We start from the raw sequence: 15,345 nt of genomic DNA, 5'->3' as shown, positions 1-15,345 counted from the left end.
CGGCGTTGTCGAGCGCGCAAGAATGAAGCGGGGGCGGCATGTCGGATTTTGCAGTGCAGGGCCACGATCCGGACCGGCAACGTAAGGCAAGGACAGCCTTTCTCGCCGGCATGGGGCGCGGGCTCGCCGGCGCCCTGCTCTTTGCCCTTCCCATGCTGATGACGATGGAAATGTGGCAGCTCGGCTTCTACATCGGCCGTGACAAGCTGTTCCTGCTTCTCATCATCAACCTCCCGCTGCTGATCATCCTCTCCCACCACATCGGCTTCGAGGAAACCTTCGGCTGGCGCGAAGATCTTCGCGACGCGATCGTCGCCTACGGGATCGGCATTGCGGCGAGCGGCCTCATCCTCACGCTGTTCGGGCTGCTGAAGCCCGACATGCCGGCAAGCGAGGTGCTTGGCAAGATCGCCGTGCAGGCCGTTCCCGCCAGCATCGGCGCCATGTTCGGCCGCAGCCAGTTGACCCGCGACGAGGACGAGGCGTGCGAAAAGCCAGAATTGCGGAAGCGGCCGGCAAGCTATTTCGGCGAGCTTTTCCTCATGGCAGTCGGCGCGCTGTTCCTTTCGCTCAACGTCGCGCCGACGGAGGAGATGATCCTACTCTCCTACAAGATGACCGCTTGGCACGCGCTCGCGACCATTCTCCTGTCGATCACCCTGATGCACGGTTTCGTCTACGCGGTGTCCTTCGAGGGCGGCCACGAGCTTTCGCCGGAGACTCCCTGGTGGCACGCCCTGATCCGCTTCACCCTGCCCGGCTACGTCATCGCGCTGACGATCAGCCTGTTCTCCCTGTGGATCTTCGAGCAGGTCGATGGCACCGCCCTGACCCCGCTGATCTTCGCCGTCATCGTGCTCGCCTTTCCCGCCGCGATTGGCGCCGCCGCCGCCCGGCTGATATTGTGAGGAAGATATGAGCCCCTCCCATCACCCCCACCACACAGAAGCCGACAATCCGCACTGGATGGAGTGGCTGACCGGCTTCGTCTCGGCTGCTCTCATCGCCACGCTGATCGGCTATGTCGGCTGGAATGCACTGAGCGAGCGGATGGAACCACCGGAATTCGCCATCGAGGCGACCGGTATGGAGCGCATGACGGGCGGCTACCGCATCACCTTCGACATCGAGAATCGCGCCAATACCACAGCCGCGGCCGTTGTCGTGCGCGGGGAACTTGTGCGGGGCGAAGAGAGTGTCGAGACGGTCGACGTCACCTTCGACTACGTGCCCGGCGAATCCCAGTCGAGCGGCGCGATCCTGTTCACGACCGATCCCGGCAGCGCCCAACTGACGCTCCGCGCGATCGGCTATACCGATCCGTGAACGGCGCCCTCACCCGCCGATCAGCGCCAGCCACTCGTCTTCGGTCAGAACCGCAACGCCAAGCTCCTGCGCCTTGGCGAGCTTGGAGCCCGCATCGGCGCCGGCCACGACATAGTCGGTCTTCTTCGACACCGATCCGGCAACCTTTGCGCCCAGGCTCTCGGCCCGCGCCTTTGCCTCATCGCGGGTGAATTTTTCCAGAGAGCCGGTGAAGACGACGGTCTTGCCGGCGACCGGGCTACCGCTAAGGACCGGCGCCTCGGCGTCGATCGGGGTCACCTCCTGCAGCAGCCTGTCGACCACTTCGAGATTGCGCGGCTCCTTGAAGAATTCGACAATCGAGGCGGCGACCACCTCGCCGATGCCGTCGATGGCGTTGAGTTCGTTCCAGGCATCGCCGAACATCGGCGCGGCCGCCTTCATCGCCTCGGCAAAGGCACCGTAGGAGCCGTAGGAGCGCGCCAGGAGCTTGGCGGTGGTCTCGCCGACATGCCGAATGCCGAGCGCGAAGATCAGCCTGTGCAGGGCGATCTCGCGGCGTGCGTCGATCGCATCGAACAGTTTTCGAACGCTGACACGGCCAAAACCCTCGATGTTCTCGAGCTTGACCAGCGGCGAGGCTTCCTGCCGGCGCCTCAAGGTGAAGATGTCGGGCGCGGTGCGGATCTGGATCGCCGGATCCTCGGCCTCGAAGAAGAAGTTGACCTGTTTGGTGCCCAGCCCCTCGATGTCGAAGGCATTGCGCGAGACGAAATGCTTGATGTGTTCCTTGGCCTGGGCCGAACAGACGAAGCCGCCGGTGCAGCGGGTGACCGAATTGAGCTTGCCGGTCTTCTCGTTCTTCTCCCGCACGGCATGGCTGCCGCAGACCGGGCACTTGGTGGGAAACGCGTAAGGCTCGGCCCCGGCCGGGCGCTTTTCCAGCACCACGTCGAGCACCTGCGGGATCACATCGCCGGCCCGTTGAACGATCACCGTGTCGCCGACACGGATGTCGTGATCGTCGGGGCGGATGCGCTCGCCGGAATTGCCGATGCCCTTGATGTAGTCGGCATTGTGCAGCGTCGCATTGGTGACCACGACGCCGCCGACCGTGATCGGCTCCAGCCGCGCGACGGGGGTGAGCGCTCCGGTGCGGCCGACCTGGATGTCGATCGCCTCGACGGTAGTGAAGGCTTGTTCGGCCGGGAACTTGTGGGCAGTCGCCCAGCGTGGGCTACGCGAGCGAAAACCGAGGCGTTCCTGCAGGTCGAGCCGGTCGACCTTGTAGACGACGCCGTCGATGTCATAGTCGAGATCGGCGCGGATCAGGCCGATCTGGCGATAGTGGTCGAGCACTTCGGCGGTCGATGTCAGCCGCTTCATTAGCGGATTGACCGGGAACCCCCATTCGCGGAACTTCTCCACCATGCCCATCTGCGTGTCGGCCGGCATGTCCGACATCTCGCCCCAGGCATAGGCGAAGAATTTCAGCTTGCGGCTGGCCGTCACCTTCGGATCGAGCTGACGCAGCGAGCCGGATGCGGTGTTGCGCGGATTGACGTAAAGGGGCTTGCCCTCGGCCTCCATCTGCGCGTTCAGCGCCAGGAAGGCGCTTTTCGCCATATAGACCTCGCCGCGCACCTCGACCACGGCCGGCGCACCGGCCGGCAATTGTCGCGGGATTTCCTGGATGGTCAGGATATTGGCGGTGACGTTTTCGCCGGTCGTGCCGTCGCCGCGGGTCGCCGCAGTCACGAGGCGGCCGTTCTCGTAGCGGATCGACATGGAGAGACCGTCGATCTTCGGCTCGGCGGTAAAGGCGATCGAATTGTCCGGCAGGCGTCCAAGGAAGCGGTAGACCGAGGCGACAAAATCGGCGACGTCCTCGTCGGAAAAGGTGTTGTCGAGCGACAGCATCGGCCGGGCGTGGACGACCTGGGCGAAGGTCACCGAAGGCGCGGCGCCGACACGTCGCGACGGGCTGTCGGGCCGGATGAGGGCTGGAAAGCGCGCCTCGATCGCGTCGTTGCGGCGCTTCAGTGCGTCATAGTCGGCATCCGAGATCTCCGGCCGGTCCTTGCCGTGATAGAGCGCGTCGTGACGGGCGATCTCCGCGGCCAGCCATTCAAGCTCGGCTCTCGCCTGCTCCTCGCTCAGATCCTCGACTGCGATCATATGCTCTGCCATTGCCCCCGCTCCGAATGTGACTCGACGGTCTTAGCCGAATTTCTCCGGATGAAAAACCGTGGTCGCGTATCCAGACGGATTGCTTAAGCCAGACTGCCGGCGCCGAGGTCGATCCGCGCCAGAAGCGGCAGGTGATCGGAGGCCTTGCGGGCGAGCGGCGTGTCGTGCACCGCCATTTCGGCGATCAGATCGGTCCGGTTCGCCATGATCCGGTCAAGCGAAAGCACCGGCATACGGGCCGGATAGCTGGGGATCGGGGCCGGCAGCGGTCCGAAGACCGATTCGAGACGGGTGAGCGCCGATCCGGGGCCGAGGCGCCATTCGTTGAAATCGCCCATGAGCAAGGTCGGCCGCTCCTCGCGCCGCCCGATGATGTCGAGGATGGTATCGGCCTGCTGGCGGCGCGCCCAGCGCAGGAGACCGAGGTGGGCGGCGATGATTCGCAGTCCCTCGCGCAACTCGATATCGATCTCCGCGACCAGTGCGCCGCGCGGCTCAAGCCCCGGCAGGGCCACCTGATGAACGTCGCGCACCACGCCCTCCTTGAACAGCAGGACATTGCCGCGCCAGCCATGGGATTTCGGCTTGTGCAGCACCGGCACCGGCATCAGCCCGGTTTCCAGCCTCAGCCGCGGCAGGTCGAGCAGGCCGGACCGCTCGCCGAAGCGCTGATCGGCCTCCTGCAAGGCGATCACGTCCGGGTCCATCTCGCGGATGACCTCAATGATCCGCTCTGGATCGAAGCGTCCGTCGGTGCCGACACATTTGTGGACGTTGTAGGAGGCGACCAGCATTGAGCCGTCCCGCTCTTCCCTCGTCAATCGGTTGTGGATGCGCTTGGACCGGTTCTTGATCGCGGCGAGCGCCGCCGAGGTCAGGGTATGGCTGGTCTTCGTCATTTCATTTCCATGCAGACTGCGCCCTTGCCGACGGTGAACGGAGCATAAGGCGTGACGAGGAAAAAACCACGCCCGTTTCTGGATCTCGGCAGTATTTCAAAAAGACAGGCCTCCATCATAGATAGGGCGAGCCGAGCCAAAGGACACGGTCGAACAGACGGAAAACGAACGGACGCTGGCGCAGTTCCTCCAGCGAGACAGGGTCGGCATCTTCGAGGGCGGCATCCAGGCGCGCCTCGATCGTCGCGGCGAAAGCCGGATCGAAGACCTCGATGTCGATTTCGAAATTGAGCCTGAGCGAGCGCGAATCGAGATTGGACGAGCCGACAAAGGCCCATTGGCCGTCGACGGTGAGCAGTTTCGAGTGATCGAAAGGTCCCTGGGCGCGGAAGATCCGGCTGCCGTCCTTGAGGATCTGGTCGAACTGCGCGGCCATGGCATGGCTGACGATGGCGAGATTGTTCTGTGCCGGGATGATAATGTCGACGGTAACCCCGCGCCGCGCCGCCGTGGCCAGCGCTCCGAGCAGGATATTGTCGGGCAGGAAATAGGGAGACATGATGCGGATCGATTTCTCCGCCGCGGAGAAGGCACCCATCAGCATCTTGTGATTGGTTTCGAGATTGGTGTCCGGACCGGAGACCACCGTGCGCACGAAGCTTGGCGTGCCGGGCTTTGCCGCAAAGGGCGCGACATTCCAGATCTCGCCGTTGAGGATCTCGCCCGTTTCAAAATGCCAGTCCTCGGCTGCCACAGCGAATATGTCGGCGACCGCGGGGCCGGTCAGACGGAAATGCGTGTCGCGCGCCGCCTCGTCGCCCTCGAAGGCCGCGCGGATATTCATCCCGCCGAGAAAAGCCATGGCACCGTCGACCACCAGGATCTTTCGATGCGTACGCAGGTTCGCATAGGGAAGCCTGAGCCCCATGATGACCTTGCCGTTGAAGGCGGCAACCTCGACCCCGGCGTCGGTAAGATAGCCGATGATGCTCGGCACGCTGTAGCGGGCCCCGACCGCATCGATGAGGACGCGAACCGCCACGCCGCGCCGGTGGGCGGCTATCAGGCAGTCGGCAACGCGCAAACCCGCAGCATCGCGATCGAAAATATAGGTCTCGAGGACGATGCTGCGCTCCGCGCCGTCGATTGCCGCGCAGAAGGCGGCATAGGTCTCGGCACCGGAAGCGAGCAGGTCGATGCGGTTGCCGGAGGAGAGCGCGTGCTTGGCGACCCGATCGCCGAGCGTCTTCAGACCGGCCATACGGCTGCCGAAACGCGCTACCACCTCATCGCGCGACACGCCATAGTGCGAAAGCGTCCGCCACAGCTCATCGAGATGCAGCGCGCGGCGCGAAATCAGCGACTTGCGGCGGATGCGATTGATCCCGGCGACCGCATAGATCAGCGCGCCGAGCAAGGGCGACAGAACGATGACGCCGACCCATCCGATCGCCGATCGCACCTCGCGCTTGGTCATCGCCGCATGGATGGCCGCCGCCGCCCCCATCGTCACCGACAGGAAAGCGAGAATATACGGCCAATAGGGAGACAGGGCTTCGAACATCGTGCACCGAGGGAAACAGGTTTGGTCATTGAATGCAATCACCGACCCAAAGGTCCGCGAGCCCTCAGTTTTCTCCGGCAAGCAGGCGCGCGGCGGCAGCCCGCGCCTCGTCGGTGACCGAGGCACCGGCAAGCATCCGGGCGATCTCCTCGCGCCGATGTTCCGGTTCCATGGTCGCGACGCGGGTGGCGATCTTCTCGCCGCCCTCGCCCGTCGGCCCCTTGGAGATCAACAGATGTGTGGCGGCACGGGCTGCGACCTGCGGGGCATGGGTGACGGAGAGCACCTGCACTTTGGCGGAGAGCCGCTTGAGGCGCTGGCCGATCGCGTCGGCGACGGCTCCGCCGACGCCCGTGTCGATCTCGTCGAAGACCAGTGTCGGTGCCGAACCGCGATCGGCGAGCGCCACCTTGAGCGCCAAAAGGAAGCGCGACAGTTCGCCGCCGGAGGCAACCTTCATGATCGGACCCGGGCGCGTGCCCGGATTGGTCTGGACGTGGAACTCGACCGTATCGATACCATCGGCCGTTGCGGCATCCGCAGCGCTCGTCACCTGGGCCATGAAGCGTGCCCGTTCCAGCTTCAGCGCCGGAAGCTCGGCCATCACCGCCTCGGAAAGCGCGGAGGCGGCATTGTGTCGCTTGACGGACAGAGCCTGGGCGAGATGGTCGTAATGATTTTTTGCCTCGACGACGGCAGCCTCCAGTGCGCCGAGCTTCTCCTCGCCGGCGTCGAGTTCCGCCAGATCGGCGATCATCTTTTCGGCAAGGGCGGGCAGTCCGGTCACTGGTACGGAATATTTGCGGCCCGCGGCGCGCAAGGCAAACAGCCGCTCTTCCACCCGCTCCAGTTCATTCGGATCGAATTCGGTGCGCCTGAGCGCCGCCTCGACTTCCATCTGCGCGTTGGCAAGGTTGTCGAGCGCGCTGTCGAGCAGTTGCACCGTGTCCTCGAGCAGGCCCGGCGCCTCGTGGCTCTTGCGCTCAAGGCGGCGGACCAGCGAGGCGATCAACGGTACGGGCGAGGCATGGCCGTTGAGAAACTCCGTCGCCTCGGCAATGTCGCCGGCGATCCGCTCGGACTTCTGCATGGCGGTGCGGCGTTCGGCCAGATCCTCCTCCTCACCGTCGCGAGCAGAAAGCGTCTCCAGTTCCTCGACGGAAGCCCGGAGATAGTCGGCTTCACGCGCAGCCGCCTCGACACGGGCACGATGGGATTTCAGCACCCGGTCGGCCTCGCGCCAGCGCCGATAGCTTTCGCCGAGGCTGACCGCCTCGTCCGACAGACCGGCAAAGGCATCGAGCAGCATGCGGTGGGCATCGGTGTCGACGAGCGCCCGGTCGTCGTGCTGGCCATGGATTTCGACAAGTTGCTGGCCCGCCTGACGCATCAGTTGGACCGAGACCGGCTGGTCGTTGATATAGGCGCGGGTGCGGCCATCTGCGGACTGGATACGGCGAAAGATCAGATCTCCGTCGTCATCGACGCCATTGCCGCGCAGAAGCGTGCGGGCCGGGTGGCTCATCGCAACGTCGAAGACCGCAGTCACCTGCCCCTTGTCTTCGCCATGGCGAACGAGCGAACCGTCGCCGCGCCCGCCGAGCGCCAGCGACAGACTGTCGAGCAGAATCGACTTGCCGGCGCCGGTCTCGCCGGTCAGAACGGACAGTCCGGCCTCGAAGGCAAGATCCAGCCGCTCGATCAGAACGATATCGCGGATCGACAGCTGGACCAGCATGGAACACTCATCTCGCGTCTAGGAAAGAGGGTCAGCTCCCGACAAGGATCTTCTTGCCGGCCCTTGCGATCCACGAACCCGAATTCTCGCGCGGCTCGAGGCCGCCGGACTTCAGGAGCTTGTAGGAATCGGCATACCACTGACTGTCGGGATAATTGTGACCGAGCACCGCCGCGGCCGTCTGGGCTTCCTGTACCACGCCCATGGCGTAATAGGCCTCGACGAGACGCGCAAGCGCTTCTTCAATCTGGTTGGTGTTCGGATATTTCTCGACCACGACGCGGAAGCGCGAAATCGCCGCAAGATACTCCTTGCGCTCCAGATAATAGCGCCCGACCTGCATTTCCTTGCCGGCAAGCTGATCGCGGGCAAAGCGGATCTTGGCCTGGGCGTCATCGACGTATTCCGAGTCCGGATAGTTGTCGACCACCTTCTGCATGGCGTCGATCGTTTGCATCGAGGTCTTCTGGTCCTGCGTCACGTTGACGATCTGCTTCCAATAGGAAAGACCGACGAGATACTGCACATAGGCGGCATCGTCCGAACGCGGATAGAGATTGAGGTAGCGGTTGCCAGCGGTCACGGCGTCGGTATAGCGCGCCAGGCGGTACTTGGTGAACGTGCTCATCACCAGCGCCTTCTGCGACCATTCGGAGAAGGGATGCTGTGCATCGATCGCGTCGAACTTGCGCGAAGCCTCGACAATATTGCCGGCCTTGATATTGGCCAGACCCTGGTTGTAGAGCGTTTCCGGCGGATCGGTTTCGATGCCAAGCTTGGTGATATCGATATCAGGATCGGATTGACACGCCGTAAGCAGCGCGCCGGACACCGTCATCATCACACATATACTGGCAATACGCGCGGCTTTATTCACAACGACCGACCCTACATGACTCATTCGACAGTTCCCGATTGCAGCGCCGCTAGAAAACAGTCGCTTTTAACACGCGTTTCTAGCCATAAAAGCAGTATGAGAGCAACGCAATGATGGCGATTTAACGCATTTTTGTGGCGGCGGGCGGTGAAACCCGGAAATGGTCGCCGAGGCTGGGCGGCACCTGGACAAGCTGAAAAAAGTAACTGCACAAAAAAAGGGCCGAGGACATGACGCCCCGGCCCCAGCTTGGAGGTTATTGAACGCTCACGCCGACCATGGCGCGAATTCCGGCACATTGACGGCAACGAATTCACGCGCCCGCGCCTGCAGGCTGCGCGCCGGGGCTTCAACGACCTCGTAGGCGGTCGGATCGCTCAACAGAGCCTTGAGCGCATTGGCGTTCATCTTGTGACCGCCACGGTAGGAGCGGTAGCAACCGATGAACTGTGCACCGGCAAGCGCCAGGTCGCCGACAGCGTCGAGCGTCTTGTGGCGGACGAATTCGTCCTTCTCGTAACGCAGGCCCTCGACATTGATCACCGTGTTGTCGTCCGAGATGACGACCGAATTCTCCAGCGAGGAGCCAAGCGCGAAGCCGGCCGCCCACAAACGTTCAACGTCGCGCATGAAACCGAATGTGCGGGCACGCGAGAGCTCGCGCTTGAAGGTGGAGGCGGTCAGATCACCTTCCCACTTCTGGCGGCCGATCAGCGGCGTGTCGAAATCGATCTCCACCTCGAAGCGCGTACCGTCATAGGGACGGAACTCCGACCAGGAAGCACCCGACTCGATCCGGACCGGCTTGGTCACACGGATATAGCGGCGCTTGACGCCGAGATTGACGATGCCGACCTCTTCGATCGCATCAATAAAAGCTTCCGAACTGCCGTCCATGATCGGCATTTCGGCGCCATCGACCTCAATCACCAGGTTGTCGATGCCGAGCGCATAAATCGCCGCCATCACATGTTCGATGGTCGCGATCGAATGGGCCGGCGAGAACCCGAGAACAGTGCAGAGATCGGTATTGCCGACCTGCGAGGAAACCGCCTTCAGCTCGGTTGCGCTGCCATCGTCATGCTGGCGCACGAACACGATCCCTGCACCCGCCTCGGCCGGAAGCATGTTAAGCGTGACCTGGCGCCCCGAATGGACACCAATACCTGTCAAGCTGAGGGGAGTTGCGATGGTTGTCTGGAAACCCAGCAATGCGATTGCCATAAAAATTGCCTTTAGCGATGCAGCCCGCCCCTGCCTTGAGACAAAACGTTGCGGCTGCTCTTGTCATTTCCGGAATGGGAATCACCAGCAGTTGCCGTCCATACCCATTTCCGATGCCATACATACGGACAGGGTCCTGTCGTTACAAATCACTGTTTCTTTCGCTTTGTAACGAAACTAAGGGACTGACAAAGAAGAGAAATAGTTCCGTTTCGCGGGGGAAAAACACAAAGGGCCCGGGTCGCAAGACCCGAGCCCTTGATCACTGAAAGCGTTCGATCAGTTGGATTGGCGGCGAAGGAATGCCGGGATTTCCAGCTGGTCGTCCTCGTTGCTCGAACGCGACGGGGGCGTGGCGCGACCCTGGTCGTCAAGCTGGCCGCGACGCGGCGCATAGAGGCTGGCTTCCGGCGAAAGAGCGCGACGCTGCGGAGCGGCCGTGGCCGGTGCAGAGGCGGTCATATCGGCGGCGGGTTCTTCGTCCTGATGGCGGCCAAGCGAGTTGGTGATCCGCTTCAGGAGACCCATCGGACCGCGCTCGTCCTGGGCAGCGGGAGCCGCCATATGGGCGCGGTGATCGATTTCCGCACGCAGCACGGGCGGGAAATCTTCCACCTTCGGCATCCGAACCTGATCGACCGTCTGGCGGACAGCCGGAGCAACCGGTTCGTGACGAACCGGCGCCGGCGCAAGCGGAGCCTGCATCTCAGGAGCCGGGCGGCTCATGACAGGTGCCGGAGCGGCAACCGGTTCGACCGGCATGCGGACGGCGGGCTGTGCTTCGGCAGCCGCCGGCGTGGCGAACAGCCGGCTCTGCGGGCGGAATTCCATCTCGGCGGCCGGCTGCGGTGCCACGGCGGTCTGACGACCGATGGCGATTTCCAGTTCCCGTTCCATTTCAGCTTCGGCCGAACGGATGGTTTCTGCCACCGGGTCGATGGTCTTGGGTGCCTGCGCCATTGCAGGCTGCACTGCGGCCGGAGCAGAAGCTACGGCCGCCGAAGGACGGATAAGGGGCTTTGCCATAGGAGCGGCGTCGCGGCCGGCCATCGCATTGGCTGCCCGGTCGATGCCGGTCGCAACCACGGAAACGCGGATGAGGCCTTCCAGCGCTTCGTCGAAGGTCGCACCGAGGATGATGTTGGCGTCCGGATCGACTTCCTCGCGGATACGGGTTGCCGCCTCGTCGACTTCGAACAGAGTCATGTCGCGACCGCCGGTGATGGAGATCAGCAGGCCCTGGGCGCCCTTCATCGAGGTCTCGTCCAGCAGCGGGTTGGCAATCGCGGCCTCTGCGGCCTGCATGGCACGGCCCTGACCGGAAGCCTCGCCGGTACCCATCATGGCACGGCCCATTTCGCGCATGACCGAACGTACGTCGGCGAAGTCGAGGTTGATCAGGCCTTCCTTGACCATCAGGTCAGTGATGCAGGCAACACCCGAATAGAGAACCTGGTCGGCCATGGCAAAGGCGTCCGCGAAGGTGGTCTTGTCATTCGCGATGCGGAAGAGGTTCTGGTTCGGGATGACGATCAGCGTATCGACCGACTTCTGCAGTTCCTCGATACCGGCTTCAGCAAGCCGCATGCGGCGCTGGCCTTCAAAGTGGAACGGCTTGGTAACGACGCCAACGGTCAGGATGCCCTTGTTGCGGGCAGCCTGGGCAACAACCGGTGCAGCCCCCGTACCCGTACCACCGCCCATGCCGGCAGTAACGAAACACATGTGAGTGCTGTTGAGATGGTCGATGATTTCGTCGATGCATTCTTCCGCGGCAGCGCGGCCGACTTCCGGCTGAGAGCCGGCGCCGAGGCCTTCGGTGACGCTGACGCCGAGCTGGATGACACGGTCGGCCTTGGTCATGGTCAGGGCCTGGGCATCCGTGTTGGCAACGACGAAGTCGACGCCCTGGAGGCCAGCGGTGATCATGTTGTTGACAGCGTTGCCGCCGCCGCCACCGACGCCGAAGACGGTGATCCGAGGCTTCAGCTCGGTGATATCTGGCTTTTGCAGCTTGATGGTCATTTCAGACTTCCTTCTTTCTCCGGCCACAGCGCCACGCCGGCCATTGTCAATTCACCTGTCCTCACCAGGCAGGACCGCGGGCGGCCGGCCTGGTGAGAATTCAAAAGCTTTCCTTCAGCCATTGGCCCATGCGGGCTATCCGGCTGTTTCCGTTGCCGAAAGGGGAGAACAATCCGCCCTGCCCGGCATGCGTTTCCTGATCTGCGACCTGCGGATAGATCATCAATCCGACTGCGGTCGAAAAAGCGGGGCCCTTGGCCGCGGCCGGAAGGCCAGCGACACCCATCGGGCGCCCGATTCGCACGTTGCGGGCCAGAATGCGGCGCGCCGCCTCCGGCATGCCGGTCAGCTGGCAGGCGCCGCCCGTGAGGACGACTCGCTTGCCGACAACGGGCGAGAAGCCCGACTTCTGAATCCGATCGTGCAAGAGTTCAAGGGTCTCTTCGATGCGCGCGCGAATAATCCGGGTCAGAAGTGCCTTCGGCACCTGTAGCGGCTGATCGCGGTCATCTTCGCCGATCGGTGGAACCGAAACCACATCGCGCTCGTCGGCACCATTGGACAGCGCCGAACCATGGACAACCTTCAGACGCTCGGCATCCTCGATGCGGGTCGACAACCCGCGCGCGAGATCGGTTGTCACGTGATGGCCGCCGATGCTGATGGCGTCGGTGTGGATGAGCTTGCCTTCCGCGAAGACCGAGATCGTCGTCATGCCGCCGCCCATATCAATTGCCGCGCAGCCGAGTTCGGCCTCATCGTCGACCAGAGCTGCAAGGCCGCTGGCATAAGGGGTTGCGACCACGCCTTCGACCGTCAGGTGCGCGCGATTGATGCAAAGTTCGAGATTGCGCAGCGCGGCCCGCTCGGCGGTCACGACATGCATGTCGACACCCAACTCGTCGCCAAACATGCCGAGCGGATCACGGATGCCTCGCTCGCCATCGAGCGAGAAGCCCGTGGGCAGCGAATGCAGCACGGCACGGTCATTGCCCTGGGACTGCTGGCCGGCGGCGACGAGAACCTTCTTCAGGTCGCTCTCCTCGACTTCCTGGCCACCAAGATCGATGGTCGCGGTATAGACGTCGGAAGCGATGCGGCCGGCAGAGACGTTGACGATCAGGCTTTCGACCGTCAGGCCTGCCATGCGCTCGGCTGCATCGACAGCAAGGCGCACAACGCTCTCGACCGCATCGAGATCGGAAATCACGCCGCACTTGATGCCGCGCGAACGCTGGTGGCCGATGCCGATGACCTCGACATTATGGGTCCGGCCAGGAAGGACCGAGCTTTCCCTGCAAGGCGTCAGCCGGCCGATCATGCAGACGACCTTGGTGGACCCGATGTCGAGCACGGAGACCACATGAGCGCGCCTGGACGAAAGCGGCTTGATGCGCGGCAGACCGAAATGTGAGCTCCCGAAAGAACTCATATGCTCTGCCCCGCCTTCTTCAGCATCTTGCGCCGCTCTTCGAGGGCGGCGAGACGACGCTCCTGCGCTTCGGGCGTCAGCTGGATGGTAGTGCGATCGGCAAGGCGCATATCAATGGCAGCGATGTCGCGAGCCAGCAGTTGCTGCTCGGCATCGAGACGCGACAGCTTGGCGAGCGCGGCACCGACATCATCTTCCGGCAACTTCACGACCACCCCGTTGTCCAGATGGATATCCCAACGACGGCCAGCGACGCGGACAAAGGCCTTTACCCGCGAGGCAATGTCGGGAAACCTGGCGAATTCCAGCTCGACAGCGGCTGCTGCCGTCTCGGCATCGCGCCCGACGAAAAGCGGCAGGGAAGCAAACTTGTTGTCACGCAGCGGCGCAATCACGCTACCGGACTTCTCGATGAGCGAAAGCTCGGTACCATGCTGCCAGATGCCATATGCCTGACGCTCGCGCAGGACGACCTCGACGGCACGGGGATAGACCTTGCGAACCTCGACCGATTCGACCCAAGGCATATCGGCAAGGGCCTGACGGGCAACGGCGATATCGAGCCCCAGCAGGCTGGTGGAACCATCCAGGCCGAGCAGCTGAAGAATGTCGATTTCCGACGTCTGCCGATTGCCGGAGACAAGCACATCCTCGACAGCAAAGCCGGCGCCGGTCGTGACAGCTTGAACGACGGCAGGACCATGCCCACCGACAATGATTCCGTAGAAGGCAACGGCCGAATAGAAGCCGGCGAGCGAGACCTTGCCGGCATGCTGCGGAATGGCAATCCGACCCGAACACAGGCTGACGACGAAGCGCACGACGCGGCGCATCGGCCGGGGCAGCACACGCCCCTCGACGGCAGAACCGGAGGCAACACTGTAGCGCCCATCCATATCCGCAGACCTATCGCCGTTCACCGCAAACAAGACGCATCCTCCACAATCCAACGAACAAACTCACCAAAACCCAGGCCGGCATGAGCGGCCATCTCAGGCACCAGAGAGGTCGGAGTCATGCCGGGCTGGGTGTTGATTTCCAGCCAGATCAGCTCGCCATCCTCGGAGGAACGATCGTCGTAACGGAAGTCTGAGCGACTCACTCCGCGACACCCGACTGCCTGATGCGCCTTGAGGGCCAATGATTGTATTTTTTGGTAAATTTTCGGTGAAATTTCCGCAGGAAGTACGTGACGGGATCCGCCGGCAACATATTTGGAATCATAGTCGTAGAAGCTATGCCCCTGCGGCACGATCTCGGTGACACCAAGCACCTTGTCGCCCATGACGCCGCAGGTCAGCTCACGACCGGCAACATAGTGCTCCACCATGACACGGTCGCCGTAACGCCATTCACTGGACCTCAGCGACTGAGGCGGATGCGCCATATCCTCACGAACGATGACAACGCCGAAGCTCGAACCCTCATTAACCGGCTTGACCACGTAGGGCGGCGCAATCGGATGATCGTTGCCGATGTCGAGTCGAGACATGACCTTCGCCTCGGCCACCGGCACACCGGCATTGGCGGCGACAATCTTTGCCTGCCCCTTGTCCATCGCAAGCGCCGAGGCAAGGACTCCCGAATGGGTGTAGGGTATCTGAAGATATTCGAGCACGCCCTGGATAGTGCCGTCCTCACCGAATGGACCATGAAGCGCATTGAAGGCGACGTCCGGACGAAGGTCTGCAAGCACCTGACCGATAGAGCGATCGACGTCGATCCGGGTGACGCGATAGCCCTCACTTTCAAGGGCATCGGCGCAGGCATTCCCCGAGGAAAGCGACACCGGCCGCTCCGAAGAAAGTCCACCCATCAGGACGGCTACATGCTTGCCACTCATCAACGCCCCCGCAAATCGCAAATCAACCACCGGACACCTGGCGCCGACGAAGTCATCCGACGGGGCCACCAGCCATTGTTTAGTTAGACGACATTAAGGTTAATGAAGTGTTTACTTTGGTTAACCGGGCGGCGTGGGAGCGCGTTTTTCTTGATCGGCGAGATGCGTTGAAGACAGGCGTAAAGGCTTGAAACAGCGCCTGTTCGCCGTTCCATGGCGACGGTGTGTCACTTGGGAGAGCGCGGTGT

At 62.8% G+C, this 15,345-nt stretch carries 12 protein-coding genes; 2 read left to right on the top strand and 10 right to left on the bottom strand.

Features of this window, described 5'->3' with window-relative positions:
- Positions 1–38 precede the first annotated feature (38 nt).
- Together ACWPVA_RS04625 and ACWPVA_RS04620 are read left to right on the top strand one after the other, a co-directional pair.
- On the top strand, positions 39–908 hold the full coding sequence (locus tag ACWPVA_RS04625; RefSeq protein ID WP_454286561.1) for a TIGR02587 family membrane protein: 870 nt from the start codon (positions 39–41) through the stop codon (positions 906–908).
- Positions 909–915: 7 nt separating this feature from the next.
- Positions 916–1,326: a TIGR02588 family protein gene (locus ACWPVA_RS04620; protein ID WP_454286560.1), complete on the top strand. Its 411-nt coding sequence runs from the start codon at positions 916–918 to the stop codon at positions 1,324–1,326.
- Between the two features lie 9 nt (positions 1,327–1,335).
- On the opposite strand, the gene ligA is transcribed toward ACWPVA_RS04620, so the two are convergent.
- The 10 genes from ligA to ACWPVA_RS04570 form a co-directional block, all read right to left on the bottom strand.
- Positions 1,336–3,495, bottom strand: coding sequence for an NAD-dependent DNA ligase LigA (gene ligA / locus ACWPVA_RS04615; protein WP_454286559.1), 2,160 nt, complete (start codon positions 3,493–3,495; stop codon positions 1,336–1,338).
- Positions 3,496–3,578: 83 nt separating this feature from the next.
- A complete protein-coding gene (locus tag ACWPVA_RS04610; RefSeq protein ID WP_454286558.1) occupies positions 3,579–4,394 on the bottom strand; it encodes an endonuclease/exonuclease/phosphatase family protein in 816 nt (271 codons plus the stop codon).
- Positions 4,395–4,509: 115 nt separating this feature from the next.
- Positions 4,510–5,958 (bottom strand): cardiolipin synthase, encoded by a 1,449-nt coding sequence (gene cls / locus ACWPVA_RS04605; RefSeq protein ID WP_454286557.1) that lies wholly within the window; start codon positions 5,956–5,958, stop codon positions 4,510–4,512.
- A gap of 64 nt (positions 5,959–6,022) precedes the next feature.
- Complete coding sequence (recN, locus tag ACWPVA_RS04600) at positions 6,023–7,696, bottom strand: DNA repair protein RecN (RefSeq protein ID WP_454286556.1); 1,674 nt, start codon at positions 7,694–7,696, stop codon at positions 6,023–6,025.
- Positions 7,697–7,727: 31 nt separating this feature from the next.
- Positions 7,728–8,537: an outer membrane protein assembly factor BamD gene (locus ACWPVA_RS04595; protein ID WP_454286555.1), complete on the bottom strand. Its 810-nt coding sequence runs from the start codon at positions 8,535–8,537 to the stop codon at positions 7,728–7,730.
- 303 nt (positions 8,538–8,840) lie between these two features.
- Entirely contained in the window at positions 8,841–9,797 is a 957-nt protein-coding gene (gene lpxC / locus ACWPVA_RS04590; protein ID WP_454286554.1) for a UDP-3-O-acyl-N-acetylglucosamine deacetylase, read from the bottom strand.
- Positions 9,798–10,076: 279 nt separating this feature from the next.
- The gene (gene ftsZ / locus ACWPVA_RS04585) at positions 10,077–11,822 is read right to left on the bottom strand and encodes a cell division protein FtsZ (RefSeq protein WP_454286553.1); all 1,746 of its coding nucleotides are present in this window, start codon (positions 11,820–11,822) and stop codon (positions 10,077–10,079) included.
- 100 nt (positions 11,823–11,922) lie between these two features.
- Positions 11,923–13,254: a cell division protein FtsA gene (gene ftsA, locus ACWPVA_RS04580; RefSeq protein WP_454286552.1), complete on the bottom strand. Its 1,332-nt coding sequence runs from the start codon at positions 13,252–13,254 to the stop codon at positions 11,923–11,925.
- Positions 13,251–14,150, bottom strand: coding sequence for a cell division protein FtsQ/DivIB (locus ACWPVA_RS04575; protein ID WP_454289526.1), 900 nt, complete (start codon positions 14,148–14,150; stop codon positions 13,251–13,253). Before ACWPVA_RS04575 ends, ftsA begins: the two co-directional genes overlap by 4 nt.
- A gap of 20 nt (positions 14,151–14,170) precedes the next feature.
- Positions 14,171–15,097: a D-alanine--D-alanine ligase gene (locus ACWPVA_RS04570; protein WP_454286551.1), complete on the bottom strand. Its 927-nt coding sequence runs from the start codon at positions 15,095–15,097 to the stop codon at positions 14,171–14,173.
- Positions 15,098–15,345: the final 248 nt, after the last annotated feature.

It is taken from the genome of Rhizobium arsenicireducens (assembly GCF_964021225.1).
The sequence above is the reverse complement of the archived record's forward strand: the minus strand, read 5'-3'. Positions and strand labels throughout refer to the sequence as shown.

Coding starts and splice junctions, on each gene's coding strand:
- ACWPVA_RS04625 (WP_454286561.1), top strand. CDS start 39: ATGTCGGATTTTGCAGTGCAGGGCCACGATCCGGACCGGCAACGTAAG.
- ACWPVA_RS04620 (WP_454286560.1), top strand. CDS start 916: ATGAGCCCCTCCCATCACCCCCACCACACAGAAGCCGACAATCCGCAC.
- ligA (WP_454286559.1), bottom strand. CDS start 3,495: ATGGCAGAGCATATGATCGCAGTCGAGGATCTGAGCGAGGAGCAGGCG.
- ACWPVA_RS04610 (WP_454286558.1), bottom strand. CDS start 4,394: ATGACGAAGACCAGCCATACCCTGACCTCGGCGGCGCTCGCCGCGATC.
- cls (WP_454286557.1), bottom strand. CDS start 5,958: ATGTTCGAAGCCCTGTCTCCCTATTGGCCGTATATTCTCGCTTTCCTG.
- recN (WP_454286556.1), bottom strand. CDS start 7,696: ATGCTGGTCCAGCTGTCGATCCGCGATATCGTTCTGATCGAGCGGCTG.
- ACWPVA_RS04595 (WP_454286555.1), bottom strand. CDS start 8,537: ATGATGACGGTGTCCGGCGCGCTGCTTACGGCGTGTCAATCCGATCCT.
- lpxC (WP_454286554.1), bottom strand. CDS start 9,797: ATGGCAATCGCATTGCTGGGTTTCCAGACAACCATCGCAACTCCCCTC.
- ftsZ (WP_454286553.1), bottom strand. CDS start 11,822: ATGACCATCAAGCTGCAAAAGCCAGATATCACCGAGCTGAAGCCTCGG.
- ftsA (WP_454286552.1), bottom strand. CDS start 13,254: ATGAGTTCTTTCGGGAGCTCACATTTCGGTCTGCCGCGCATCAAGCCG.
- ACWPVA_RS04575 (WP_454289526.1), bottom strand. CDS start 14,150: ATGGATGGGCGCTACAGTGTTGCCTCCGGTTCTGCCGTCGAGGGGCGT.
- ACWPVA_RS04570 (WP_454286551.1), bottom strand. CDS start 15,097: ATGAGTGGCAAGCATGTAGCCGTCCTGATGGGTGGACTTTCTTCGGAG.